Raw genomic sequence first — 23,200 nt, 5'->3', positions numbered from 1 at the left:
ACCGATGCGCATTCTTCGCAGCCACGAAGTGGGTGGCCCCGAAACGCTCAAACTCGACGACATTGAGCCGCCCGAACCCGGCCCGGGCGAGGTTCGTGTCGCGGTGAAGGCGAGCGCAATCAACTATCCCGACGTCCTCATCATCGAGGACAAGTATCAGATGAAACCGCCGCGCCCCTTCGCCCCGGGAGGCGAAATCGCGGGTGTTGTCGACGCGCTGGGTGACGGGGTCGAGGGCATTTCGGTCGGGGACCGGGTTATCGCGGTGCCCGGCTTCGGCGGGTTGGCCGAACAGGTCGTCATTCCGGCGAAGAGCGCGATCCCGCTGCCCGAAAGCCATTCATTCACCGACGGGGCAGCGATGCTGTTGACCTACGCAACGGCGATCCACGCCTTGAAGGACCGTGGTCGACTGGCCGAAGGCGACGAGATGCTCGTCCTCGGTGCCGCGGGCGGAGTCGGCCTGGCGACGATCGAACTCGGCAAGGCGATGGGTGCGCGTGTCGTCGCGGCCGTATCGAACGAGGACAAGGCCGATGCCGCGAAGAAAGCCGGCGCGGACGAGGCGATCGTCTACCCACGCGGCGACCTCGACCGCGATGCGCAAAAGGCGTTGTCGCAGCAGTTCAAGGATGCTGCACGGGGCGAAGGTTTCGACGTGGTCATGGACCCCGTCGGCGGGGCCTATGCCGAACCCGCGCTGCGCAGTCTCGGCTGGCAGGGCCGCTACCTGGTGGTGGGATTTCCCGCGGGCATTCCCGCGCCGCCGCTCAACCTCACTCTGCTCAAGGAAGCGGAGGTCTCGGGCGTGTTCTGGGGCGCGTTTGCGCAACGCGATTCCAAGGCCAACGCCGCGCACGTCGCCGAGCTTTTCCGCCTGTGGGACGCGGGCAAGATCGCGCCGGTCGTGACCGAGACCTTCCCGCTTGAGAAAGGTGGGGAGGCGATCGCGACCCTGGGATCGCGCGAGGCGATCGGGAAGATCGTCGTCACGATGGACTGATGGCGCAACTGAACGACCCCAAGGCGTTGCCGCTGATGCCGGTAGGCTGCTGGGCGGTGCCGTTGGGGCTCGTGATCGCGGCAATCATCTTCGGCAACGACGGGTTCGATCCGTCGTGGGTGACGCTGACGCTGGGCGTCGTGTTCGGCCTGTTCGGCTACGCCTACGGCGAACGCGCGTTCATGGCGCGGCGGCGGGGCGAGGCCGGTTTCGCTCGTCGGCAATGGTACCGCGCGTTCATCGCGCTGGCACTGGCAGGGCTGTTCCTCAGCCTGTGGTTCTTCAGCCGCTGACCCGACACTTCAACGGATAGCTGATCGGCAGGTGGAAGGTGCCGGCTGTTGGATTTGTCCGACAAGCGCGACGCCGTCCGTAGTTCGGTTCGCGGAATCCGGATCTCTCCCAGGCTGGCAACAAAAAAGGGCCGGTCCGAAGACCGACCCTTCCCTGTTCTGGCGCCCGTTACCGGGTGCCGCGGGCGTTAGCCACGCTCCGGCTCCGGCGGGGGAGGCGGCGGCGGCGGCGGCGGCGGCGGCGGCGGGCAGTCTTCCGTCGCCAAGATCACCGTGCCGTCGGGGCAGGTAATCGTCGCCGGCGGCGGAGGCGGCGGCGGCGGGGGCGGCGGGGGAGGCGGCGGCGGGGGAGCAGCTTCGCGACCGAAGTTGAAGATCACCGAGCCCATCATGGACTGCGATTCCCACTCGTCGTTGAAGCTCGTCTGCACCAGCTGGTTGCTGTTCGCGCTCGAGAAGAGCGGACCGAATTCGTCGCCATCGAGTTCGAGGACGAAGTAACGATACTTCGCGCCAATTTCGACGTTCGGGGTGATCGCGAAACGGATGCCGGCGATGCCCTGGTAGGCGAGGCCGCCGTCATTGAACCCGAGCTGGTCGAGCTGGCCGTAGCCAATACCGCCACCACCGTAGAAGTTGATTCCGCCACCACCGAAGTCGAGCAGGCCGTTGGCCATGACCGACCAGACCTTGGCGTCGGCATCGATGTTGAGGATGTCAAAATCGTCGTTGGTCAGGAAGACCGGAACCGTCGAGCCGTCATCGTCATCGTCGATGGTATCGAGCAGGGCGGCGTTGAACGCGCTGCCGAAACCTTCGAAGTTGCGGAGCTGGTCGATGTTGGCCTTCTTATAGGCGCCTTCGACTTCGACCCGGAAGAAGCCGAAATCGTAGCCGAGAATGGCGTCGATGTCGTAGCCGTCTTCATAGTCGCGAACGTAGAAGTTCGAAACCGTGGTTCCGCCAACGTTCGCCGTGATGGCCGCGTCCTGTTCATCGGGGAACAGGAAGCCGCCTTCGATGCCGATATACGGCCCACGATCCTGCGCAAGCGCGGGCGACGTCATAAACGTCGCGGCGCCGAGCGCTGCAAGTGCCAATGTTTTTTTCATAGATGAATACCCTCTTACTGCTGGTTTCATGCCAAAGCGCGATACGAGGTAACGTTCCACGATGCCCCCGCTTCGCCAAGTTCCGTTGCATGGACGACACAGTTCTTCAAGCCTTTTCGAGCCGTCAGAACAAGACATGGAGCGAACGAAAGGCTATCTTGTTCATCGTAAACCAACTTTATTTCCTGTAACAGTGAGACCCATGAACAAGATTTCTCTCTTTGCCGCCATTCCTGCGCTGTTTCTGGCCGCTCATCCGGCGCTCGCGCAGGACCGTTCGACCCCCGCCAATGGTGCCGTCCAGGCCAGCGACGCCCGCTGGTCGGGTGCGCCCGAGCAGACTGCGGCCGCCGAGCGGCTGATCGGCCTGCTCGAATATGCCGATTTCGAAGGTTACGCCGAGGGGCCCGCGCTCGCGGCTCAGGCGAAGGAACTTCAACGCAAGGCCGCCGCGGGCGACGCGATGGCGGCCCGAGGGCTCGCCACGCTGCTCGACCGGGCTTACCTCGATTATGTCACGACGCTGCAGGCCGAAGTGCCTTATGTCGAATATGGCGACGGAGCGCAGATCCCGCGCCGTTTCTCGCGCACCGATCACCAGACGCTGCTGACCCACGCGCCGAACCTCGACACGCTGGTGCGCCAGCAGACGACGATGAACGTGGTCTATGAAGGTCTGCGCCAACAGGCCCATACCTATGGCCGCAGCCTCGAGCCCGAGGCGAAGGATGCGCTGCGCGGCACGCTGATGCGCTTGCGCGCGCTGCCGAAGCGCAACCGCTTCGTGCTGGTCGACATCGCCAGCCAGCGGTTGTGGATGTACGACGGCGGACAACCCGTCGACAGTATGAAGGTCGTCGTCGGTCGGAACGAGATCTCGCAGGGCATCGATTCCCGTACGCCGATGATCATGTCGACGATCCATTACGCGACCCACAATCCCTATTGGCACGTCCCGTTCGCGGTGCTGCGCAAGACCGTCGGCAACAATATCAAGAACCAGGGCAACAGCTATCTGAAGAGCCGCGGGTACGAGATCGTGGACAGGTGGGCGAACGATGCCGCGATCCTCAGTCCGGCGGACGTCGACTGGTCGACCGCACTGTCGGTTCCCGATGCGCTGAAGGTCCGGCAGCTGCCGGGCGGGGCGAACTCGATGGGCAACTTCAAGTTCAACTTCCCCAACGCCACCGGCATCTATCTGCACGACACGCCGATGAAAACGTATTTCAACGAGACCGATCGCGCACGGTCGAACGGCTGCATCCGGCTCGAGGATGCGCGTCGTTTCGCTAGCTGGCTGTATAAAGGCCAGGGCGTTCCCGATATCGACGCGGCCGAAACGCACGACACGTTGCCCGAGGGCGTGCCGGTGTTCGTCACCTACATGACGGCGCAGGCGGTCGACGGGTCGATGAGCTATGCCGCCGACGTCTACGGCTTCGACGGCAATCGCGAACGGGTCGCCGAAATCGATGCGGCGGCCGAGCAGGCCAATCGCGACGAGGCCGCGAACCTCTAGTTGCCTGTCGGTCCCGCGCGGCTTATCGCGCGGGACGATACGCACTCTATAGTATATAAGGGGACAGCCGATGGCCGACATGAACGATCGCGAAAAGGCGTTCGAGAACAAGTTTGCTCGCGACCAGGAAATGCAGTTCAAGATCACCGCGCGCCGCAATCGGCTGCTCGGTCACTGGGCGGCGGAAAAGATGGGCCTGACCGACGTCGAGGCGGACAATTACGCCAAGGAAGTCGTGCGCGCCGATTTCGAGGAAGCGGGCGACGAGGACGTCATCCGCAAGGTGCTGGGCGATCTCACCAACGCCGAATGCGATGTCAGCGAAGCCGACATCCGCGCCGCGCTGGAGAACAAGCAGGTCGAGGCCCGTCGTCATTTCATCGAGAGCATGGACTGATGCCGATGAGCGCCGAGGAGATTACGGCGCACATCAAGGATGCGCTGCCCGATGCGACCGTCGAACTGACCGATCTGGCGGGCGACAACGACCATTGGGCCGCCGTGGTGACCAGCGCCCAGTTCGAGGGGCTGAGCCGGGTGAAGCAGCACCAGAAGGTCTATGCCGCGTTCGGGGGCAAGATGGGCGGGGAGTTGCATGCGTTGCAACTGACCACCAAATGTCCCTCTGACACGAAGCAATAAGGGACCCGAGCATGAGCGACGCCAAGACCAAGATCGACGAGACCGTGAAGAACAACGATGTGGTGTTGTTCATGAAGGGATCGAAACTGTTTCCGCAGTGCGGCTTTTCCGCGCGGGCGGTGGCGATACTCGACCATCTGGAGACCGAATTCGAGACTGTCGACGTGCTCGCCGATCAGGAGATCCGCGCCGGCATTAAGGATTATTCGGACTGGCCGACCATTCCCCAGCTCTATGTCGGTGGCGAGTTCGTCGGCGGGTCGGACATCATGATGGAAATGGTCGAGAGCGGCGAGTTGAAGACGCTGATCGACCAGAAGACCAAGGGCTGAGCCCATTCTCGCGACCGGTAAAGAAAAAGGGACGGTGAAAGGGGACCAGATACCTCTTTCACCGTCCCTTTGGCTTGGTTTGTGGAACCAATGTGGACGTCCAACACATTGCACGGCGCGTGCCAGTTTGCCGGAACGGCAGAAATCGGCGATAAATAGCAGTGCGCGTGATGCGTCCGCGATCAAGGTTGTCAAATTTTCCGACAAGTGGGGCCGCGCGGCCTGATGCTGCAGCAGAGCCCCCGTCCGCTGACGATCTGCGATTTGACGCAAAGCTGGTCGGAGACGGGCGGCGGGATCGGGACCTATATCCGGCGCAAGCGACGCCACATTCTCGAGAATACCGATTTCCGGCACCTGCTGATCGTCCCGGGGGACCGCGACGCGGTGCGGGTCGAGGGGCGTTCGATCCATTGCACGATCAAGTCGCCGCTGGTGCCCAAAAGGACCAACTATCGGCTGCTGCTGCGCAACAATGCGGTGCGCGAATTGCTGGGCGAGCATCTGCCGGACATCATCGAGTGTCAGGACGCCTACAACCTGCCGTGGGCGGCTTTGCGCCATGCGCGTGCCCATCCCGGAACGGGGACGGTCGGCGGCTACTGCACCGATTTTCCGACCGTTTATATCGGCGAGACGATCGAGGGATGGGGCTGGCCGCGGATGGCCGCATGGGGACGCAACCGCGCCTATGCCTATTGCGAGCGGCTCTACAAGAAATTCGACGCGGTCTACGCGATGAGCGTCCATGGCGGGGGCGCGCGACTGGAATCGCTGGGCATCGATCCCGTCCACCGGATGCACCGCGGCGTCGAGCTGCGCAGCTTCCGCCCCGCGCTGCGCGACGCGGCGCTGCGGGACAGTCTGGGCGTCGCCGCCGACGCGCCGCTGTTCATCTATGCCGGACGGCTGGACGCGGAGAAGGGTGCCGACGTGGTGGGTGCGGCCTTCCGCCGGTTGCCCGAGGAACTGGGCGCGCACCTTCTGATGCTGGGCGAGGGGCCGATGCGCGATGCGCTGGCCGCCTCGCATCCCCGTCTTCACGCGCCCGGCTATGTTGCGGATCGCGACCTGCTCGCCCGGTGGTTGGCGAGCGCGGACATCTATCTGACCGGCATGGCGTTCGAGACGTTCGGCATTTCCATCATCGAGGCGCAGGCGTGCGGGCTTCCGGTCGTGGGCGTCGCGGCCGGTGCGATGATCGACCGCGTGCCGCCCGAGGCCGGGGCCCTGGTCCCGGTCGGCGACGCGGATGCGATGGCGAAGGCCGCGCTGGAACTGTGGAACGGCGATCGCGCCGCGATGGGCGACGCGGCGCGCGCGCTGGCCGAACCCTATAGCTGGGCTGCGGCGATGCAGCGACTGTTCGGCACCATCTATCCCGCCGCGCTGGCCAATGCGGCCGACCGCGCCGCCGCAGAGGGCGGGGGCCCCGGCGAGGAACGGGCGCGCAAGGCCGCCGAACTGGTTTCCAGCTAGTCGCGAAAGCGAACCCCGAATACGCCTCGGTTCGCGTTTTTCTACTTGCCCGAATGACCGCAGGCCATCCGTCGAAACACGCTTGACGTTTACATCTATAGTCGTAATGACTACAGGAGTAATCGAAAGGGGCGATTCCCGATGGACAAACGTGTCAGCGAAGCCGAACTGGAAATCATGGAAGCGCTGTGGGCAGCGGACGAACCGCTGACCGCGACCGCGGTGGCCGACGCCCCGGGGGTCGAGGAGCGCGGCTGGAGCCTGCCGACGATCAAGACGATGCTATCGCGGCTGACGACCAAGGGTGCGGTTGCCTATCGGGCCGACGGACGGCGCTATCTCTATTCCCCCGCGATCCGGCGCGAGGCCTATGTCGGCGATGAATCGCGGCGGCTGGTCGATCGCCTGTTCGGGGGCAGGCTGTCGCCGATGATCGCAAGGCTGGCCGAGGACGAGGCGATTTCGGACGAGGAGATCGCCGAGATCGAGGCGCTGCTGAAGGAGCTCAAGCAATGACCGACTGGCTGCTCGATACCCTGTTGTGGACCGCAGTCCTGATGGTGGCGGTGCTTGCCGTGCGCGGCGCCGTTGCTGAGAAGTTCGGGGCGCGGGTCGCCTATGCGTTGTGGTTGCTGCCGATCGCGCGGCTGACGATGCCGACAATGACGACCACGCTGGAGCGCGAACCCGCCGCTGTCGGCGCGGGGTCCGGAGCGGGGCTCTCTCTGTCGACGGACGGGATCGGGGTCGATGTCGCCGTCATGAACAAGACCGCCGGTGCGGTGCGCACGAGCGCGCTCGACACGTTGACGGCGTGGCTCGAGACGATCGACGTCGGGCTGCTGTTCCTGACCGTGTGGGGCGCCGGAGCGATCGCGACCTTCGGCTGGCACCAGCTGCGCTACTACCGTGATCGCCGCGCGGTGCTCGCCGCCGGAACGCGGCGCGGACGGTTCGGGGGGATCGAACTGATCGTCTCGCCCGAGGCGCCCGGGCCGATGGCGCTCGGCACGCTTCGCCGCGTGATCGCGCTCCCCCAGACCTATCTCGACGCGTGCAGCGACACCGAGCTGGAGCTGGCGCTCGAGCATGAACTTTCGCATCACCGTTCGGGGGATCTGTGGGCGCGGCAGGCGGGGCTCGTCCTCCTCTCGCTCCACTGGTTCAACCCCATCGCCTGGAAGGCTTACGCCGCCTTTCATTTCGACCAGGAAGCCGCTTGCGACGCTCGCGTCCTGGCACGGCGGGGAAGCGCGGCACGGGCCGACTACGGCCGCGCCATCGCCCGCTCCGCCGCGCCGCTGCGCATCCTGACCGCCAATGCCCGCGACACCGATCTCAAACGGAGACTGACCATGATGAAGAATGTGTCGCACCGCCCGCTGGGCGTCCTGCTGATCGCTGCCGCCGCGGTGGTGATCGTTCCCGCCACCGCCAGCCGCGCGGTCGCTTATGTCGATGGCGATGCGCCCGAAGCGCCCGCAGCGCCCTTGCCGCCCGAGGCACCAAGGCCGCCGAAGGCTCCCGAAGCACCGAAGCCGCCCGAAGCGCCGCTGGCGCCGCTCGCCGCCAGCCTGTCCGCGATGCAGGACTTGGGCGAGGGATACGAGGGCGAGTGGGGCGAGAGCGAGACTCGCCGCGTCATGACGCGCGGTGGGTCCAAGCCCTACAGCCAGATGACGCCCGCCGAGCGCGCCGAGTTCGACGCGGTGATCCGCGAATTGCGCAGCGAACTGGCCGAACTGCGCGCGGAGCGCCCGGAGGTCATGCGCGAATTCCGGGTCGACATGCGCGAAGCGCGCGAGGAAGCGCGGCGCGAGAGCGTCGAGGCGGAAGCGGAAATCGCCGAGGGCCTGCGCGAGATCGACGAGGCGATCGCCGAAGTCCGGGCCGAATCCGCCGAGATCCGGGCCGAAGGCGGCAATCCCGAAGCGGTAATCGCCGGTCTTCAGGCGGCACGCAGCACGCTCGCGGCGATGGACATGGGGGCGATCATCGAAAGCTCGCTGTCGTCGGTCGACGAGTCGATTGTCGTCCAGTCTCTCGATGCCGCAGAAGTCGGGATGACCGCGGCGCTCCGCGACATGGAAGCCCGCCGGAACCGCTGAGGGTCTGTCCCGAACCCCCGAGGCTCTGGCGCGCGGGGAGCGTTCATGGCAACACCCGTGCCGTGGACGCTCCCTACACCCTTGCCGAGCCCGTGCATCCGGGGATCGAGCGCGTGCTGGCGCGCAATCCGTCGCCCTATACCCACACCGGTACGCAGACCTATCTGGTCGGCGATACCGAGCGGGTGGTGGTGGTCGACCCCGGTCCCGATCTCGACGATCATGTCGAGGCGATCATCGCCGCGATCGGCGCGCGCGAGACGGTCGCCATCGCCTGCACCCACACCCACCGCGATCACAGCCCCGCCAGCCAGCCGCTGGCGGCGCGCACCGGGGCGCCGATCGTCGGCTGCGCGCCGCTGGCGCTCGAGGACACGGGGCCGCGCGCGGACGCGAGCTTCGATCACGACTACAGTCCCGACCGGGTACTGGCCGACGGTGAGGGCTTGGCGATCGGGGAGGAGATGCTGGTGGCGGTCGCGACCCCGGGGCACACGTCGAACCATCTCTGTTACGCGTGGCGCGGGGCGTTGCTGACGGGCGATCACGTCATGGGCTGGTCGACGACGGTGGTGGTTCCGCCCGATGGGGACATGGGCGCCTATCTGGCGAGCCTCGAGACGTTGCTGGATCGCGAACAGGACGAGATTTATTTCCCGGCGCACGGCAAGCCGATCGAACAGCCGCGGCGGCTGGTCCGGCACCTGCTGGGCCATCGGAAAAGTCGCGAGAAACAGATCATGGACCGGGTCGCGGCGGGAGACGAGGACATCCCGACGATCGTCGCGAACTGCTATCCCGGGCTGGACGAGCGCCTGGTGCCCGCCGCGGGGGGATCGGTGCATGCGCATCTCATAGAACTTCGGCGGCAGGGCCGCGTTGAGGAGGTCGAGGAGGGCGTATGGCAATCGGCGACCTAGAAATGGAAAAGAAGCAGGGCGTGTGGCGCCCGATTATCCTGACCGGGCTGGTCGTGGTGGTCCTGCTGATCGGCTACACGCTCGCGAGCCGGTTGCTCGGCGAGGCCGAGCGGGGACCGGACCCCGACACGATCGTGTCGACGAGCCTGCAGGCGATGCAGGCGCAGAACCGGCTGACGCCCTTTACCGCCCGCTTCGTGGCGGTGGTGACGTCGCGCCAGCGGCGGTTCGGCGGGCTGCTGTCGGCGGAGCGTACGCTGATCCTGCCCGGGACCGCGCGCTACGAGATCGACATGGCGAGCCTGACGCGCGAGGATCTGGAGTGGGATCCGGCCAGTTCGACGCTGACGGTAACGTTGCCCGAACTGGAAATCGCCGGGCCGGACGTCGATCTGGAAGGCGCGCGTGAATATGCCGACGAGGGGATCCTCGGCGCGGTGACCGATGCCGAGGAGGTGTTGAGCGACGCCAATCAGGCCGCGGCGCTGCGCGATCTTCGCGCCCAGGCCCGCAGCGCGGTCCCGATGAACGCGGCGCGGGAGGCAGCCCGCGATGCGGTGGCGCGCAATTTCGAGCTTCCGCTGGCCGTGGCGGGGATGGAGAATGCACGGGTCGTGGCGCGCTTCGCCAGCGACCCCGATCCCGACAATGACGAATATCTGGACGCCTCGCGCCGACCGGCCGATGCGATCCGCGACCGCAACGAGCGCCGAGCGCGCCAAGGAGCGAATTGATGAGCACAATCGAACGCCCGCCCGTGGGCGAGGAGCTGCTGTCCGAGATCGAGCGGCTGAAGAAGGAGCGCAATGCGGTCATTCTGGCGCATTACTATCAGAAGCCCGAAATCCAGGACCTCGCCGATTTCGTGGGCGACAGTCTCGATCTGTCGCGCAAGGCGGCGGCGACCGATGCCGAGGTGATCGCCTTTTGCGGGGTACGGTTCATGGCGGAGACGGCGAAGATCCTGTCGCCCAAGAAGACCGTCATCCTGCCCGACATGGATGCCGGGTGCAGCCTGGAAGACAGTTGCCCGCCGGACCAGTTCAAGGCGTTCCGCGAGGCGCATCCCGATCATATCGCGCTGACGTACATCAACTGTTCGGCGGAGGTGAAAGCGCTGTCGGACATCATCGTGACGTCGAGTTCGGCGCAGGTCATCCTCGACCAGATTCCGAAAGACCAGAAAATCATCTTCGCGCCCGACCGGCATCTCGGCGGCTATCTGGCGCGCAAGTCGGGGCGCGACATGCTGCTGTGGCCGGGCATCTGCATCGTGCACCAGGCGTTCTCGGAAACCGAACTTCTTAAATTGAAGGCCGAGCATCCCGACGCGCCGGTGGCGGCGCATCCCGAATGCCCACCGCATATCGTCGAGCATGCCGATCATGTCGGGTCGACCAGTTCGATCCTGAAATTCTGTGCCGAGGCGCAGGCCGACACGGTGCTGGTCGCCACCGAGCCGCACATCATCCACCAGATGGAGAAGGCGCGGCCCGATACGACGTTCATCGGCGTGCCGGGGGGCGACGGGAACTGCAATTGCAACATGTGCCCGTACATGGCGCTCAACACGCTGGAGAAGCTCTACGTCGCGCTGCGCGATCTGGAGCCCCAGATCGACCTCAGCCCAGAATTGATGGACGCGGCGCGCAAGCCCCTCGACCGAATGCTCGACATGGCCGGACGGACCGTGGGGCAGGGCGACGTCGGCAAACCGCAGATGGACGGCGACTGAGCAAATAAAAGAAAGGCGGTCCCCGCACTCGCCTGCGGGGACCGCCTGGTGCGGTGCCATGGTGGCGCGCCTTACGCGCCGATCAGCACCGTCGAACCGATATCGGTCATCGAGAAGATGTTCTTGGCGAACTGCTTGGGCAGTCGGACGCAACCCGCGCTCGCGGCATAGCCGGGATTGGGGCCAGCGTGCAGCGCGATGCCGTACTTGTCGATGAATTGCGTGTAGGGCATCGGCGTGTTGTCGTAGGCCTTGGAGTAATGCATCGATTTCTTCATCCAGATGGGGAAGATGCCCTGCGGCGTGAGCTTGTTGTCACGGGCGGTCGAAACCGATGCGGCGCCGACCAGCGTGTCGCCCTTGTAGGCGAAGGCTAGCTGCTTCGAGATGGACACGACGATGCGCATGTCGCCCGACGCTCCGTCGTCATCCCAGCGATACTTGTTGGCCGAGATGGACGATACGCCGAACTTGTCCTTCATGTCGCGAAAGCCCCGTTCGGCCTGCTTGGCGGCCTCGGTGCGCGCGGCATGGGTTTCGAGCGTGTTGGTCCCGCCGGCAATGTCGCCGGTGATGCGCACGTCGGCGGCAGTATAATCGTAGGCGACGCCATTATAGAAATAGGTGCGTTCGGTGGTCGAGGCGTCGTAGGTCACTTCGGCCTCGACTTCCTTCGCGTTCTTGGAAACGGAAGTCGCGGTATCGATCGAGTTGGCGGCAGTCGCGGGGGTCGTCAGAGCGAGCGCGGCGGTCGCCAGCAATGCAGCTAGCGTTTTCATAATATTGACCTTTTTCAAAGCGAGTTCACCCAATCAAAGCCGCAGGACGGGTGAGGTTCCTTTCGTTACGCTACCGCAACGCCAAGCTGTTCATCGGAGAGCGGCAGGGTGTGAGGGGTTAGATACGCCTGAAGCTCGCGGGTGAGGCGTTGGGCTGAGTACCTTGTCGATGGCGTCCGAGCGAGATCGGGAAATCGACGGCGGGAAGGTCGATGATCGCCGCGAACGGCGCGGTAACGCGCCTATTCGCGAGGCAAGGCGGCAGGGTCGCTCGCCGGGTGGTGGCGGTCGAGATGCTTGCGCACGATTCGCAGGTTGCGGCTGTTGGAACGGAAAAAGAAGTCGGGGACGACGCCGATCACGGGGATTGCGCCCAGACCCATGTCCAGGAGCGTGTTGAGGTTCATCCGCGCCAGCTGCCATTTCGACAGGCCGAGGTTGCGCGCTTCCCAGACCAGATAGCTCCCGAGCGCGGCGCCCGAGAGGGTGCCGACGCCGGGAACGAGGCTCAAGAGCGCATCGAGGCCGACGGGGCGGTTGATGCCGGGAACGACGAAGAGGTTTTCGAGCAGCTTTTCGAGCCGTTCGATCCGGCGGCGCACGTCGCCCGGTTCCTTCGACAGACGGGCGCGGTCGTACAGGTCGGTTCCGGTCATCGGCGGCCCTCTCTCGAACGGAGCAAGCCGGCATCATGCCGCGCAAAACGATTCTCGACAAATCCGTCGAGCCCGGCTCCCACCAGCGACCAGCGCACCGGGGCGGCCAGCGGCAGGAACAGGGCCTCGTTCTGGATCCGCAGGGTGGCTTCGAGCAGCGCCTGACGCCGCTCCGCGAGATCGCGGGTATCGCGGGCGCGATCCAGAAGCGAATCGGTTTCCTCGCTGCAGATCGTGCTGCGGTCGCAGCGGAAGTGGTTGAGATACCAGCCCGCGTTCATCGCCGGTGCGACCGCATCGACGAGGACGAAATCCGCGTTCGATGGCCCGTTGGCGCGCTCGACCCGCAACCCGATCGTCCCCCAGTCGGCGACGAGCCGCTGGAACAGCGTGTCAGCGCCGGGGCCCTGGGGCAGGTCGACGGTGACGGTCGACCCGTCGAGGTCGCGTTCCTCGAGCAGTGCGCGCGCGCCGGAACGCCGTGCCTCCAGATCGGCCTGGACGAAGTCGGGGACGGTCGCGTCGCTGGGAACGTCGAGTCCCGATTGCAGGATCGTGGCGCGGGGAAGCAGCCCCGATACGCCCAGCGATCGAACGAGCGCGTCGCGGTCGATCGCGCGGTTGAGCGCGCCGCGCAGTTCCGGATCCGCAAGGAGAGCGCTGTCACTGACCGGGCGCAGGCCGAACAGTCCGGCGACCGGGTCGATCCGCGGCGCCCCGAACAGGCCGCTCGCCTCCTGCGCCAGGGGAAGAGTGTCGAAGCGTCCGCCGGTCACGAGATCGACCTCGCCCGCCGCGAATCGTTCGAGCGCGTCCACAATGCCCGCCTGTTCGATCATCAAGCGCTGTTCGCTCACGACCTCCTCGTCCATGTCGTCGGCGAGCCGGCCGAGAAGAATGGCGCCTTCCTCGTCGTCGTCCGCCTCGCTGGGCAGGACGGTGAAGGGGCCCGTCGCGACGTCGCCGTCGCGGATCGCGAACGTTGGTTGGGCGAGGAGTTGGAGGAGGAAGGGCCGGGGGCTGTTCAGGCGGATCTCGATGACGCGGTCGGTCATCGCCTCGATGTCCTCGATCGCGCCGACGGTATCGCCGAAGGGAACGCTGGCTTCCTCGAACTGGCGGGCCAGCGTGCGCGCGACGCGATCGGCGGCGACCGGGTCCCCGTCGCTCCACCGGGCATCGTCGAGGCGGAAGATGTAGCTCAACCCGTCGTCGCTGACATGCCAGCTTGCGGCGAGCGCGGGGACGATGCCTCCTTCGGCGTCGAAAGCGACCAGTCCCTGCGCCAGTGCGGCGGTTTCCAGATCGTTCGCTGTCTCTTCGTCGAGGACGAGAATATGGGTCTGGCTCGACCGCTCGCCAGCGCAACCGGCCAGTGCCAGCGCGACAAGGGCCGGGAGAAGTCGCAAAGGAGTGGCGAGAGGCGGGACCATCGTGAGGAGATGTGGTGTTTCAGAGGTGGTTCAGCAAGCGGCGGATGACATGGACATGGGTGTTTTAATTCTATAACACACCTATTCGGAAGGCAACGACGAAGGAGCAGGCCCGCAACGAGTATGGCGGAGCGCGATTATCTGGACCGTCTCGGCGCGCAGGATGCGGCGTTCGACACGCCTCACGACGGCGTTGCCGACGACTATTTCGACGACGGCGCGGACGACGAACCGTGGTTGCACGACGAGGAAGGTGCCCCGCCGCCGCCCCGTCGCCGCGGCAAGCGCCGCTGGCTGCGCTGGGGGTTCACCGCTTTCGCCGCGCTGCTGCTCGCGACGCTAATCTGGCTGATCGTGACCGCGCCCCTCGGGCGTAGCCTCGAGCCGCTCGAAAGTCCGGCGATGCTGTTCCTCGACAATGAGGGCAATCCGGTCGCGCGGCGCGGCGCGCTCAAGGAAGAACCGGTCGACGTGACGCAGTTGCCGGCGCACGTGACGCAGGCGTTCGTGTCGATCGAGGACCGGCGCTTCTATTCGCACTGGGGTATCGATCCGCGTGGCATCGCGCGGGCGGCGATCGAGAATGCGCAGGCGGGCGGCGTGCGACAGGGCGGATCGACGATCACCCAGCAACTCGCCAAGACCGCCTTTCTCGACGGGGAACGCAAGCTGAGCCGCAAGGCGCAGGAAGCGATCATCGCGTTCTGGCTGGAGGGCTGGCTGACCAAGGACGAGATCCTGTCGCGTTACCTGTCGAGCATCTATTTCGGCGACGGCGTCTATGGGCTCCGCGCAGCGGCGGGACATTATTTCGGCCGGGCTCCCGAACAGTTGAGCGTCGCCGAGGCGGCAATGCTGGCGGGGATGGTCAAGGCGCCGACGCGGCTGGCCCCGACGCGCGATCTCGACGCGGCGCAGGCGCGCAGCCGCGTGGTCCTCGGCGCGATGGAGGAAACGGGTGCGCTGGCGCAGGGCCAGGCGAGCGGGATGCCGCTCGCCGAGCTGCGCGGCCGGCGCTCGACCCTGCCGACGGGAACCTATTTTGCCGACTGGGTGGCACCGCAGGCCGCGCGGCGGATGCGCGCGGACTATGGGCTGGCGCGGGTGCCGACGACGCTGGACAGCGATCTGCAGCGGATCGCGGTGCGCGCGACGGTCAACGCCAACCTCGGCGACCGGCAGGTCGGGTTCGTCGCGATGCGTCCGACGGGCGAGGTCGTCGCCTTGATCGGCGGACGCTCCTACAAGGCCAGTCCCTTCAATCGCGCCACACAGGCGCGGCGCCAGCCGGGGAGCGCATTCAAGCTCGCGGTCTATCTCGCGGCGCTGCGATCGGGGTGGGACCCCGACGACCGGATCGAGGACGCGCCGATCACCATCGACGGGTGGAGCCCGCGCAACAGCGACGGCCAGTATCGAGGGTCGATCACGCTGCGCGAGGCGTTCGCCCGGTCCTCCAACGCCGCCACCGTCCGGCTGGCGCGCGAGGTCGGCCGCGAGCGGATCGTGCGGACCGCGCGCGAACTGGGGATCGTGTCGGACATTCCCGACGGCCCCAGCTACGCGCTCGGTACCGGCGGGGTGCCGCTGATCGAGATGACGGCCGCTTATGCCGCGATCGCCAGCGGGCGCTATCCGGTCGAGGTCCGCGGGATCGATTCGGAGGAGGACGACACGATGCTCGGTCGGCGCGCACGGCTCGATCCCTATCAGGAATGGGAGCCGATGCTCGACCTTCTCTATGCCGCCGCCAACGACGGCACCGGGCGGCGAGCGGCGCTGGGCACGCCGACGTTCGGCAAGACCGGCACGACCCAGGACAATCGCGACGCCATCTTCATCGGCTTCGCGGGCAATTTGGTGGTAGGAGTGTGGGTCGGGCACGACGACAACGAGTCGTTGGGCGACGTGTCCGGCGGCACCCTGCCGGCATCGATCTTCAGGGATTTCATGTCGGCGGCGCTGCGCGTGGACGGAACGGCCGGGCCGCGGTTGCCGCGCGATTTCCGGCCCGCGCCCCCCGTCCGTGCAGACCCGCCGGTCGTGCCGCTACCCGACCGACGCGAGCCCGATATTTTTGACGATATGGTGCGGGAAATCGAAGACTTTTTCGGACGTCTTTAGAAAATAGCGCGGTTTCGCGCCGCTTCCGGGTCCAAAGGTTAACAAACCGAAACCCCCGACTTTAAAGGTTTCTCAACCTCTACCTCCTTATTTGGGACCTACCGGATGCGGGCAATTCCCGTGTCGGCGGACACGGCAGGGGAAGCCCTTCCGAAGTAAATTGTGGAGCCATTAGGAGACCAGTGATGACCAAGATTTTCAAGATGCTTGACGACAAGGGTGCGACCGCGATCGAATACGGCCTGATCGCCGCGCTGATCGCCGTTGCGGCGATCGCCGCGATGAGCTCGATCGGTTCGAACCTCGGCAACACCTTCAACGAAGTTGCCAACGAACTCTAAGTCCAAGCGACTTTCAGAGCCAAAGAGGGGCGGCGGGAGCGACAAGCTTCCGCCGCCTCTTTTTTGGTGCGCGACAGACGGGGTCTCGCTTTTCGCGGGGCACGGACCCGAAGAGCCGCGCCGCGCATTGGGGCATCATGTTCAGCACAGACCCCGTCATCGACGTCGCCTTGCGCGGCCTTCTGCTCGGGGCGATCGGACTCGTGTGGGTCACCTTCAACGTCCGCATCCTGGGGCTGCGCAGCTTTTCCAAGATGACCAGCTTCGATTTCGTCATGACCGTGGCGGTCGGCTCGCTCCTCGCGGGGTCGGCGCAGGCGACCGAATGGTCGGGCTTCGCGCAGGCGATCGTCGCCATCTCGGCCCTGTTCGTGGTGCAGTTCGTCATCTCGCGGATCCGCAAGTCGAGCGATCCGTTCGAGGATGCGATCGGCAACAGTCCGATCATGCTGATGCGCGATGGCGCGTTTCTCGACGAGGCGCTGGACCGGACACGGGTGAGCCGCGACGACATGGTCGCCAAGCTGCGCGAGGCCAACGTCCTCGATCTCAGCAAGGTGCGCGCGGCGGTGCTGGAATCGACGGGCGACGTGAGCGTGCTTCATGGCGACACGCTCGACGAGATGCTGTTGGAGAGTGTCGAGGTTCTCGACAAAAAATAAGGGGAGCGAAAAGGACATCATGCAGGAAGGGGTATCCAGCCAGATGAGCGAGACGGGGGTCACGACCGAACTATTCCTGAAAAGCCGGCTTCGCCATGTGCTGAAGCGTGAGGAGATCGACGCGATGGAAAATGCCATCGAAGAAATCGTCACCATCGAACCGCGCCAGGTGCTCATCAAGCGCGGCGACCTCGTCGATCGCAGCTACTATCTCGTCGACGGTTTCATGACCCGTTATCTCGACGACCGGCGCGGCTATCGACAGAGCGTCGGGATCCAGGTCGCGGGCGACTGGGTCGATCTGCACAGCTTTCCCATGAAGCGGCTCGACCATGATGTGGCCGCACTCGATCGCGCGACTTTGGCGGTTTTCGAGCATACGGCACTGCAGAAGCTGGTGGACGAGCATCCGCGACTGACGCGCATCATGTGGTTCTCGACGTTGCTCGACGCCGCTATCCATCGGGAGTGGGTGTTCCGTCTGGGCCGATTGAACGCCGAGGGGCGGATCGCGCACCTGATCAGCGAACTTGCCTGCCGGCTCGAGTTTATCGACCGGTTCGATGGACGGATACTCGACGTGCCGATGCGGCAGCAGGACTTCGCCGAGGCGTCGGGGATCACCGCCGTTCATGCGAACCGCACGTTCCGGCTGCTGCGCGAGCAGGGGCTGATCGACAATCGCGAGGAGGATTCGGGGATCGCCATCCTCGATCGGGAAGGCCTGGCGAAGCTCGGCGAGTTCCGGCCCGACTATCTGTACGGCGAGGGCGAACTGTCGCTGCGCGACCCTTATTAGGGCCTTCTAACAAAGATCAGCGCATTTCGAAGGAACGGGGACGATCACCTAGCGTCTTGTTCTTTATGGGTTTCATTCGAAAATCGGTTTCCTGGCGATGAGGATCGGGCTGATTGCTCTTGGCGGTTGCATCAAGGCGCCGCCGGTCGCTTACGGTCTCACGCCGGACACGGGCGGCCACATCACCTATCTGCTGGGCGAGGCGCAGGCGCTGGCGCGGACGCCGGGGGTCACCGGCGTCGATATCTACACGCGCCGGTTCGACGACCGGGCTCTGGGCCCGTTTCATGCACTTGCCGAAGAGAGGGTGAGCGAGCGGTGCCGGATCGTGCGCATCGACAGCGGCGATCCCCGCTATCTGGCGAAGGAACGACTGGCCGCCGATCTTCCCGCCTTCACGCACGCGCTGCTCGACCATTTCGAAACAAATGGCGCGCCCGACGTTCTCCATGCCCATTTTGCCGATGCGGCCGAAGCGGCCTTCGCGGCGCGCGACCGGTTCGGATGCCGTGTCGTCTATACGGCGCACAGCCTCGCGCTCGACAAGGCCGAGGCGATGCCCGAGAGCCGCGCGTCGCTCTGTCCGCGCCTCGAACAGGAACGCGCCGCCGTGGCGGGCGCCGATGCGATCATCGGCAGCTCGCGAGACGAATGCGAGCGTCAGTTGCTCGGTTACAAAGGCGCGCGGGTCGAGACGATCCATCAGGTGCCGCCGGGGATCGAGCGGCGCGATGTGAGCGTGGGTGCGATCGCGAAGGCGCGTGAGGCCATCGCACCGTTTCTGACCGATCCCGAGCGGCCCTTCATCTTCGCGGTCGCGCGGCCGGTCGAGAAGAAGAACCTCGTCAGCCTGGTGCGGATGATGGGGGACCATCGCTCGCTGCGCGAAGCGGCGAACCTCGTCATCCTGGCGGGTCTGCGGTCGGATATCGCCGAGGAGGATGCGGAAAGCGCGAGCGTGCATCGGGCGTTGCTGGAGGCGATCGACCGGCACGATCTGTACGGCCATGTTGCGATCCCCAAGCGTCACGACGGCGAGACGGTGGAGGGGCTTTATCGTCTCGCGTCGCGGCAGCGCGGCATCTTCGCCAACCCGGCATTGTTCGAACCCTATGGTCTGACCATCGTGGAGGCGGCGAGCCACGGCGTACCGACCGTGGCGACCGCCCGCGGCGGGCCGCGCGATATCATCGAGACGCTGGGCCACGGCGTGGCCATCGACCCGGAGAACGAGCCGGCCTTCGCCAAGGCGATGATCGGATTGCTGCAGGATCCCGAGCGGTGGGAGATCCATGCCCGACGCGGTCGCGAACGGGCGGCGCAGTGGAGCTGGGACGATTATGCGGGCGAGTTCGTTCGCATCGTCAGGGACCTCGACGAGAAGCCGGTGGCGGTTGCGCCGCCGATCGAATTGCTGGCGCTGTGCGATATCGACAATACCCTAACCGGTTGCCGCCGCGGTGCCGCCCGTCTGTCGCGCCTGTTGAGCGCGCAGAAGGGATGGCGGTTCGGGGTGGCGACGGGCCGTTCGCTGCAGCAGGCGCGGCGGATTCTCGGCGAATGGGACCTGCCGTCGCCGACACTGCTGATCACCTCGGTGGGAAGCGAGATCTACTGGCGTCGCGGAGGATCGCTCGAACGCGACGAAGATTATTCGGCGCATATCGCGCACGACTGGCACCCCGAAGGAGTGATCGCTGCTCTGGCCGAAATGGACGGTCTCGAGCCGCAGGACGCCCACGAGCAGCGGACCTACAAACGGTCCTATTTCTTCGACGATCCTGACGTGCCCGGACGGGTCGAGCGAGCGCTCGAGCAAGCGGGAGTGGCGGCGCGCGTGATCGCGAGCCACGACCGGTTGCTCGATGTCCTTCCCGCACGGGCCGGCAAGGGCGCGGCGATGCGGTGGGCGGCGAATCGGATGGGGCTCGACGAGCGCAAGATCGTGGCCGTCGGCGACAGCGGCAACGATGCCGACATGCTCGAAAGCTGCGCCAATGCGGTGCTGGTGTCGAACCACAGCCACGAATTGTCCTATCTGACCGACCGGGCCAACGTGCGCGTGGCCCGTCACCCCCATGCGCTCGGCGTGGTCGAGGGGCTGGTCGCCGCCGCGCAGGCCGAACGACGGGTGGCATCGTGAAACCGATCGGGATGTTCGTGCATCACCAAGGACGCGGCCATGCCAATCGCGCCGCCGCCATCGCCAACCAGTTGATCGGGGAACGGCCGGTGACGCTGATGTCCGCCGACATCGACCAGTTCCCCGACCTCGACGGGCGGGTGGAGCGGATGGCCCTGCCGTCATTGTTCGAGGAACCCGAGGGCGCACCCGCCGCGATGGCCGATGCGCCGACGCCCGACACCTTGCACTGCGCGCCGCTCGGCTGGTCGACGATCCGCCATGCGGTCGCGCGGATCACCGACTGGTTCGATCGCGAGGAGCCCGCGCTATTCGTGACGGACGTGAGCGCCGAATTGGGTCAGTTAGCGCGCATCGCGTCGGTCCCGCACGTCGCGGTGTTGCAACATGGCGACCGGAGCGACCCGGGGCACGAGGCATCCTATGCGGCCGCCGCGGGATTGTTGGCCCCCTATCACGAAGCGCTGGACCAGCCCGATCGCCGACATCTTGCCGACCGCACCCGTTTCTTTCCGGGCGTGGGGGTGACGCGACCCGATCGCACGCGCGAAGAGGCGCGACGGGCGATCGGTGTCCCCGAAGGACGGCGACTGGCGGTCGTGTTCGGCGGTGGCGGCGGCGAGGGATTCTGCACCACGCCCGTGACCATCGCGGCGCGCGCCTTTCCCGATATCGACTGGGTCACGCTGGGGAAGGTTCGGCACGAATGGCATTCGACGCCGCCCGGCAACCTCTCCCATCGCGGCTGGGTCGACAATGTGTCCGACTGGCTGGCGGCCGCGGATCTCGTCGTGTCGAGCGCGGGCAATAGCACGGTGCACCAGATCCTGGCGTTGGGCCGGCCGTGGGTGGTGGTGCCCGAATGGCGCTATTTTGACGAGCAGAGCGAGAAAGTCGCGGCACTGGGCCGCGCCCGCGTGGCCGCCGCACGGACCGACTGGCCGAGCCATGTGGCCGCGTGGCGCACTACGGTCGACGAGGCCATGGCGATCGATCCCGAAGCGCAGCGTGCGCTCTACGACCCTTCCGCTGCCATCAAGGCGGCACGATGGCTCGACCGCCTGGGGCATGACCTGTGGGGCGGTGTGGAGAGCAAGGAACGGCGGATCCCGGCATGAAATTGAGTGTTCTGACGCTTGGCGGGGGCCGGGCGAACCATATGGAAAATCTCGTTCGCGGGTTGCGCGCTTCCGAGCGGCAACCCGATGAGCTGGTCATCGCCCTGATGCAGGACGAGGAATACGATCTTCCCGACTGCGAATTCCCTGTCCGCCAGCTGTTCGTCGGCGGCGAGGGGCTGCCGCTCGCCCGGGCGCGCAATCTCGCCGCCGAGAGCGCGCGCGGCGACTTTCTCGTGTTTCTCGACGTCGACTGCATTCCGACCCCGACTCTGACCGCCGATTATGCGAACGTCGCGGATGCCGGGGGCGTCCTGATGGGCGAGGTGCGCTATCTTCCCGACGGAGCGACCGACGAGGGGATCGACTGGAACCGCTTCGACGCCATTTCGGTCGAGCATTCCGAGCGTGCGGGTCCGCCCACGACGCCGCTGGGAGAATGCACCGACTACCGCTGCTTCTGGTCGTTGAACTTCGCCATGACGGCGCAGGACTGGGCGCAGGTCGGCGGGTTCGACGAGACCTATGACGGCTATGGCGGCGAGGACACCGATTTCGGTCGCAGTGCCGCCGAAGCGGCGCTGGAATTCCGATGGGTGCGGGGCGCACGCGTCTATCATCAATATCATCCCCACCACATGCCACCGGTCCACCATCTCGACAGCGTGATCGCCAATGCCGAGCGTTTCTGCGAGAAATGGGGCCATCATACGATGGAGCACTGGTTGCGCTGTTTCGAACTGATGGGGCTGGCGGGCATCGTCGACGGGCGCTGGCAGCGGCTGCGCCCGACGCGCGAGGCCGATCTCGATCTGACGCGCCAGCAGGCGCACATGCCTTACGCCAGTTCGAGCCGCGTGCTCGAAGCGCTGGAGGACAAGGCGGCGATGGCGTCGGCATAGAGCCGCTCGTACGTGTCGATCATGACATCGTGACGGAATTCGAGGCCGCGCTCGCGGCAGGAAACGGGATCGATCGCCTGCGCCTTGGGAATGGCGCGCGCGAGCCCTTCGACGTCGCCTTCCTCGACCAGCACGCCGCAGGACCCCACAACTTCGGGGATCGCGCCGCGCGAATAGCCGGCGACGGGGGTGCCGCAGGCCAGCGCCTCGGCGGCGACGAGACCGAAGGGTTCGTCCCAGCAGGGGGTGACGAGTGCGACCGAGGCGCGCGCGACCTCCTCGCTCAGGCGGTCGGGACCGACCGGCCCGTGAAAGCGGATGGTATCGGACAGGAAGGGCGCGACATGTTCGTCGAAGAAGAGTTCGTTCTCGACAGGACCGAACAGATTGAGCGCGACGCCCGCTGACCGCGCGGCGCGGACCGCATCTCCGGTGCCCTTCGTCGGCGTGATCCGGCCGGCCCAGACGGCGGCGGCATGCTTTTCTCCGCGCGGACGCCAGTGCCAACCGTCGATCCCGTTAGGGATGGCGCGGAACGCGGGGTGGGCGTCGGGCGACCAGCGGCGACGTTGCGCCTCGCTGACCGTGGCGTAGCGAAGCCATGGGACCGTCAGAGAGGAGGCGATGGCGTCGCCGAGCTGGCGGAACGGGGGAACGTGGAGCGTGGTGACCGTCGGAATGCTGTGTGCCGCGGCGCTCTTAATGAAATCGCTCGACAGGCTGTTGTTGTGGACGACGTCGGGCGCAAACCTCTCGATCTCGTCCCATGCCCGCGCGAAGATCGCCTTCTGCATCGCGGCGAACCGGGGGGTTCCGTGCCACCGCGCCCAAGGCATCTCGGCTTCATAGTGGCGATCGACGATGGGAACCAGCGGGAGCGCGGGATCGCCGTCGCCCGCCGCGAACAGCGCGACATCGTGGCCCCGTGCCATCAGCGCGCGGACGAGCGAATGGGAGTGCGCCTCCATCCCGCCTGCGAACGGGGCGGCGATGGGAAAGCGGACATGGCCGACGACCGCGATGCGCAGCGGGGCGGCAGGATCGGGGTCACGGATGATCATGGGGTGGCTTGCTCCTTCCTCGACGAAGGCGCCGCG

At 66.0% G+C, this 23,200-nt stretch carries 24 protein-coding genes; 19 read left to right on the top strand and 5 right to left on the bottom strand.

Going from position 1 to position 23,200, the window contains the following annotated elements:
- Nucleotides 1-4 precede the first annotated feature (4 nt).
- A complete protein-coding gene (locus tag WJT74_RS07355; RefSeq protein WP_343343257.1) occupies nt 5-1,003 on the top strand; it encodes an NADPH:quinone oxidoreductase family protein in 999 nt (332 codons plus the stop codon).
- Nucleotides 1,003-1,296, top strand: coding sequence for a hypothetical protein (locus WJT74_RS07350; protein ID WP_343343255.1), 294 nt, complete (start codon nt 1,003-1,005; stop codon nt 1,294-1,296). The genes WJT74_RS07355 and WJT74_RS07350 overlap by 1 nt, the downstream gene beginning before the upstream one ends.
- A gap of 188 nt (nt 1,297-1,484) precedes the next feature.
- Here WJT74_RS07350 and WJT74_RS07345 read toward each other — a convergent pair whose 3' ends face one another.
- Nucleotides 1,485-2,408, bottom strand: coding sequence for a P44/Msp2 family outer membrane protein (locus WJT74_RS07345; RefSeq protein ID WP_343343253.1), 924 nt, complete (start codon nt 2,406-2,408; stop codon nt 1,485-1,487).
- Between the two features lie 202 nt (nt 2,409-2,610).
- On the opposite strand from WJT74_RS07345, the gene WJT74_RS07340 reads away from it, so the two are divergent.
- The 10 genes from WJT74_RS07340 (at nt 2,611) to nadA (ending at nt 11,146) form a co-directional block, all read left to right on the top strand.
- Nucleotides 2,611-3,930: a L,D-transpeptidase family protein gene (locus WJT74_RS07340; protein WP_343343251.1), complete on the top strand. Its 1,320-nt coding sequence runs from the start codon at nt 2,611-2,613 to the stop codon at nt 3,928-3,930.
- A gap of 70 nt (nt 3,931-4,000) precedes the next feature.
- Nucleotides 4,001-4,327: a DUF1476 domain-containing protein gene (locus WJT74_RS07335; RefSeq protein WP_343343249.1), complete on the top strand. Its 327-nt coding sequence runs from the start codon at nt 4,001-4,003 to the stop codon at nt 4,325-4,327.
- On the top strand, nt 4,327-4,572 hold the full coding sequence (locus WJT74_RS07330; RefSeq protein WP_343343247.1) for a BolA family transcriptional regulator: 246 nt from the start codon (nt 4,327-4,329) through the stop codon (nt 4,570-4,572). Before WJT74_RS07335 ends, WJT74_RS07330 begins: the two co-directional genes overlap by 1 nt.
- Before the next feature lie 11 nt (nt 4,573-4,583).
- Nucleotides 4,584-4,904: a Grx4 family monothiol glutaredoxin gene (gene grxD / locus WJT74_RS07325; protein WP_343343244.1), complete on the top strand. Its 321-nt coding sequence runs from the start codon at nt 4,584-4,586 to the stop codon at nt 4,902-4,904.
- A 225-nt stretch (nt 4,905-5,129) separates the two neighbouring features.
- A complete protein-coding gene (locus tag WJT74_RS07320) occupies nt 5,130-6,383 on the top strand; it encodes a glycosyltransferase (protein WP_343343242.1) in 1,254 nt (417 codons plus the stop codon).
- Nucleotides 6,384-6,524: 141 nt separating this feature from the next.
- Entirely contained in the window at nt 6,525-6,899 is a 375-nt protein-coding gene (locus tag WJT74_RS07315) for a BlaI/MecI/CopY family transcriptional regulator (RefSeq protein WP_343343240.1), read from the top strand.
- Complete coding sequence (locus tag WJT74_RS07310; protein ID WP_343343238.1) at nt 6,896-8,491, top strand: M56 family metallopeptidase; 1,596 nt, start codon at nt 6,896-6,898, stop codon at nt 8,489-8,491. Before WJT74_RS07315 ends, WJT74_RS07310 begins: the two co-directional genes overlap by 4 nt.
- A 62-nt stretch (nt 8,492-8,553) precedes the next feature.
- Entirely contained in the window at nt 8,554-9,411 is an 858-nt protein-coding gene (locus WJT74_RS07305) for an MBL fold metallo-hydrolase (RefSeq protein ID WP_343343236.1), read from the top strand.
- Nucleotides 9,393-10,145, top strand: a complete 753-nt coding sequence (locus WJT74_RS07300) for a DUF4230 domain-containing protein (RefSeq protein WP_343343235.1) — start codon at nt 9,393-9,395, stop codon at nt 10,143-10,145. Before WJT74_RS07305 ends, WJT74_RS07300 begins: the two co-directional genes overlap by 19 nt.
- Nucleotides 10,145-11,146, top strand: coding sequence for a quinolinate synthase NadA (gene nadA, locus WJT74_RS07295; RefSeq protein ID WP_343343233.1), 1,002 nt, complete (start codon nt 10,145-10,147; stop codon nt 11,144-11,146). The genes WJT74_RS07300 and nadA overlap by 1 nt, the downstream gene beginning before the upstream one ends.
- Nucleotides 11,147-11,217: 71 nt before the next feature.
- On the opposite strand, the gene WJT74_RS07290 is transcribed toward nadA, so the two are convergent.
- From WJT74_RS07290 to WJT74_RS07280, 3 genes are all read right to left on the bottom strand, one after another.
- A complete protein-coding gene (locus tag WJT74_RS07290; RefSeq protein ID WP_343343231.1) occupies nt 11,218-11,925 on the bottom strand; it encodes a L,D-transpeptidase family protein in 708 nt (235 codons plus the stop codon).
- 242 nt (nt 11,926-12,167) lie between these two features.
- Nucleotides 12,168-12,581, bottom strand: a complete 414-nt coding sequence (locus WJT74_RS07285; RefSeq protein WP_343343229.1) for a DUF4112 domain-containing protein — start codon at nt 12,579-12,581, stop codon at nt 12,168-12,170.
- Nucleotides 12,578-14,014 (bottom strand): ABC transporter substrate-binding protein, encoded by a 1,437-nt coding sequence (locus WJT74_RS07280; protein WP_343343226.1) that lies wholly within the window; start codon nt 14,012-14,014, stop codon nt 12,578-12,580. The genes WJT74_RS07285 and WJT74_RS07280 overlap by 4 nt, the downstream gene beginning before the upstream one ends.
- 123 nt (nt 14,015-14,137) lie before the next feature.
- On the opposite strand from WJT74_RS07280, the gene WJT74_RS07275 reads away from it, so the two are divergent.
- The 7 genes from WJT74_RS07275 (at nt 14,138) to WJT74_RS07245 (ending at nt 22,103) form a co-directional block, all read left to right on the top strand.
- A complete protein-coding gene (locus WJT74_RS07275) occupies nt 14,138-16,138 on the top strand; it encodes a transglycosylase domain-containing protein (protein ID WP_343343224.1) in 2,001 nt (666 codons plus the stop codon).
- A 185-nt stretch (nt 16,139-16,323) separates the two neighbouring features.
- A complete protein-coding gene (locus WJT74_RS07270; protein WP_343343222.1) occupies nt 16,324-16,479 on the top strand; it encodes a Flp family type IVb pilin in 156 nt (51 codons plus the stop codon).
- 137 nt (nt 16,480-16,616) lie between these two features.
- Entirely contained in the window at nt 16,617-17,141 is a 525-nt protein-coding gene (locus WJT74_RS07265; protein ID WP_343343220.1) for a DUF421 domain-containing protein, read from the top strand.
- Nucleotides 17,142-17,160: 19 nt separating this feature from the next.
- Nucleotides 17,161-17,940, top strand: a complete 780-nt coding sequence (locus tag WJT74_RS07260) for a Crp/Fnr family transcriptional regulator (RefSeq protein ID WP_343343218.1) — start codon at nt 17,161-17,163, stop codon at nt 17,938-17,940.
- 97 nt (nt 17,941-18,037) lie between these two features.
- Nucleotides 18,038-20,083, top strand: coding sequence for an HAD-IIB family hydrolase (locus WJT74_RS07255; RefSeq protein ID WP_343343216.1), 2,046 nt, complete (start codon nt 18,038-18,040; stop codon nt 20,081-20,083).
- The gene (locus tag WJT74_RS07250; protein WP_343343214.1) at nt 20,080-21,201 is read left to right on the top strand and encodes a glycosyltransferase; all 1,122 of its coding nucleotides are present in this window, start codon (nt 20,080-20,082) and stop codon (nt 21,199-21,201) included. Before WJT74_RS07255 ends, WJT74_RS07250 begins: the two co-directional genes overlap by 4 nt.
- On the top strand, nt 21,198-22,103 hold the full coding sequence (locus WJT74_RS07245; RefSeq protein WP_343343212.1) for a glycosyltransferase family 2 protein: 906 nt from the start codon (nt 21,198-21,200) through the stop codon (nt 22,101-22,103). Before WJT74_RS07250 ends, WJT74_RS07245 begins: the two co-directional genes overlap by 4 nt.
- Here WJT74_RS07245 and WJT74_RS07240 read toward each other — a convergent pair.
- Nucleotides 22,040-23,164, bottom strand: a complete 1,125-nt coding sequence (locus WJT74_RS07240) for a glycosyltransferase (RefSeq protein ID WP_343343210.1) — start codon at nt 23,162-23,164, stop codon at nt 22,040-22,042. The two genes, WJT74_RS07245 and WJT74_RS07240, sit on opposite strands and share 64 nt — an antisense overlap.
- Nucleotides 23,165-23,200: the final 36 nt, after the last annotated feature.

This window comes from Sphingomicrobium sp. XHP0239 (genome assembly GCF_039555325.1).
Taxonomy (GTDB): Bacteria; Pseudomonadota; Alphaproteobacteria; order Sphingomonadales; family Sphingomonadaceae; genus Sphingomicrobium; species Sphingomicrobium maritimum.
The sequence above is the reverse complement of the archived record's forward strand: the minus strand, read 5'-3'. Positions and strand labels throughout refer to the sequence as shown.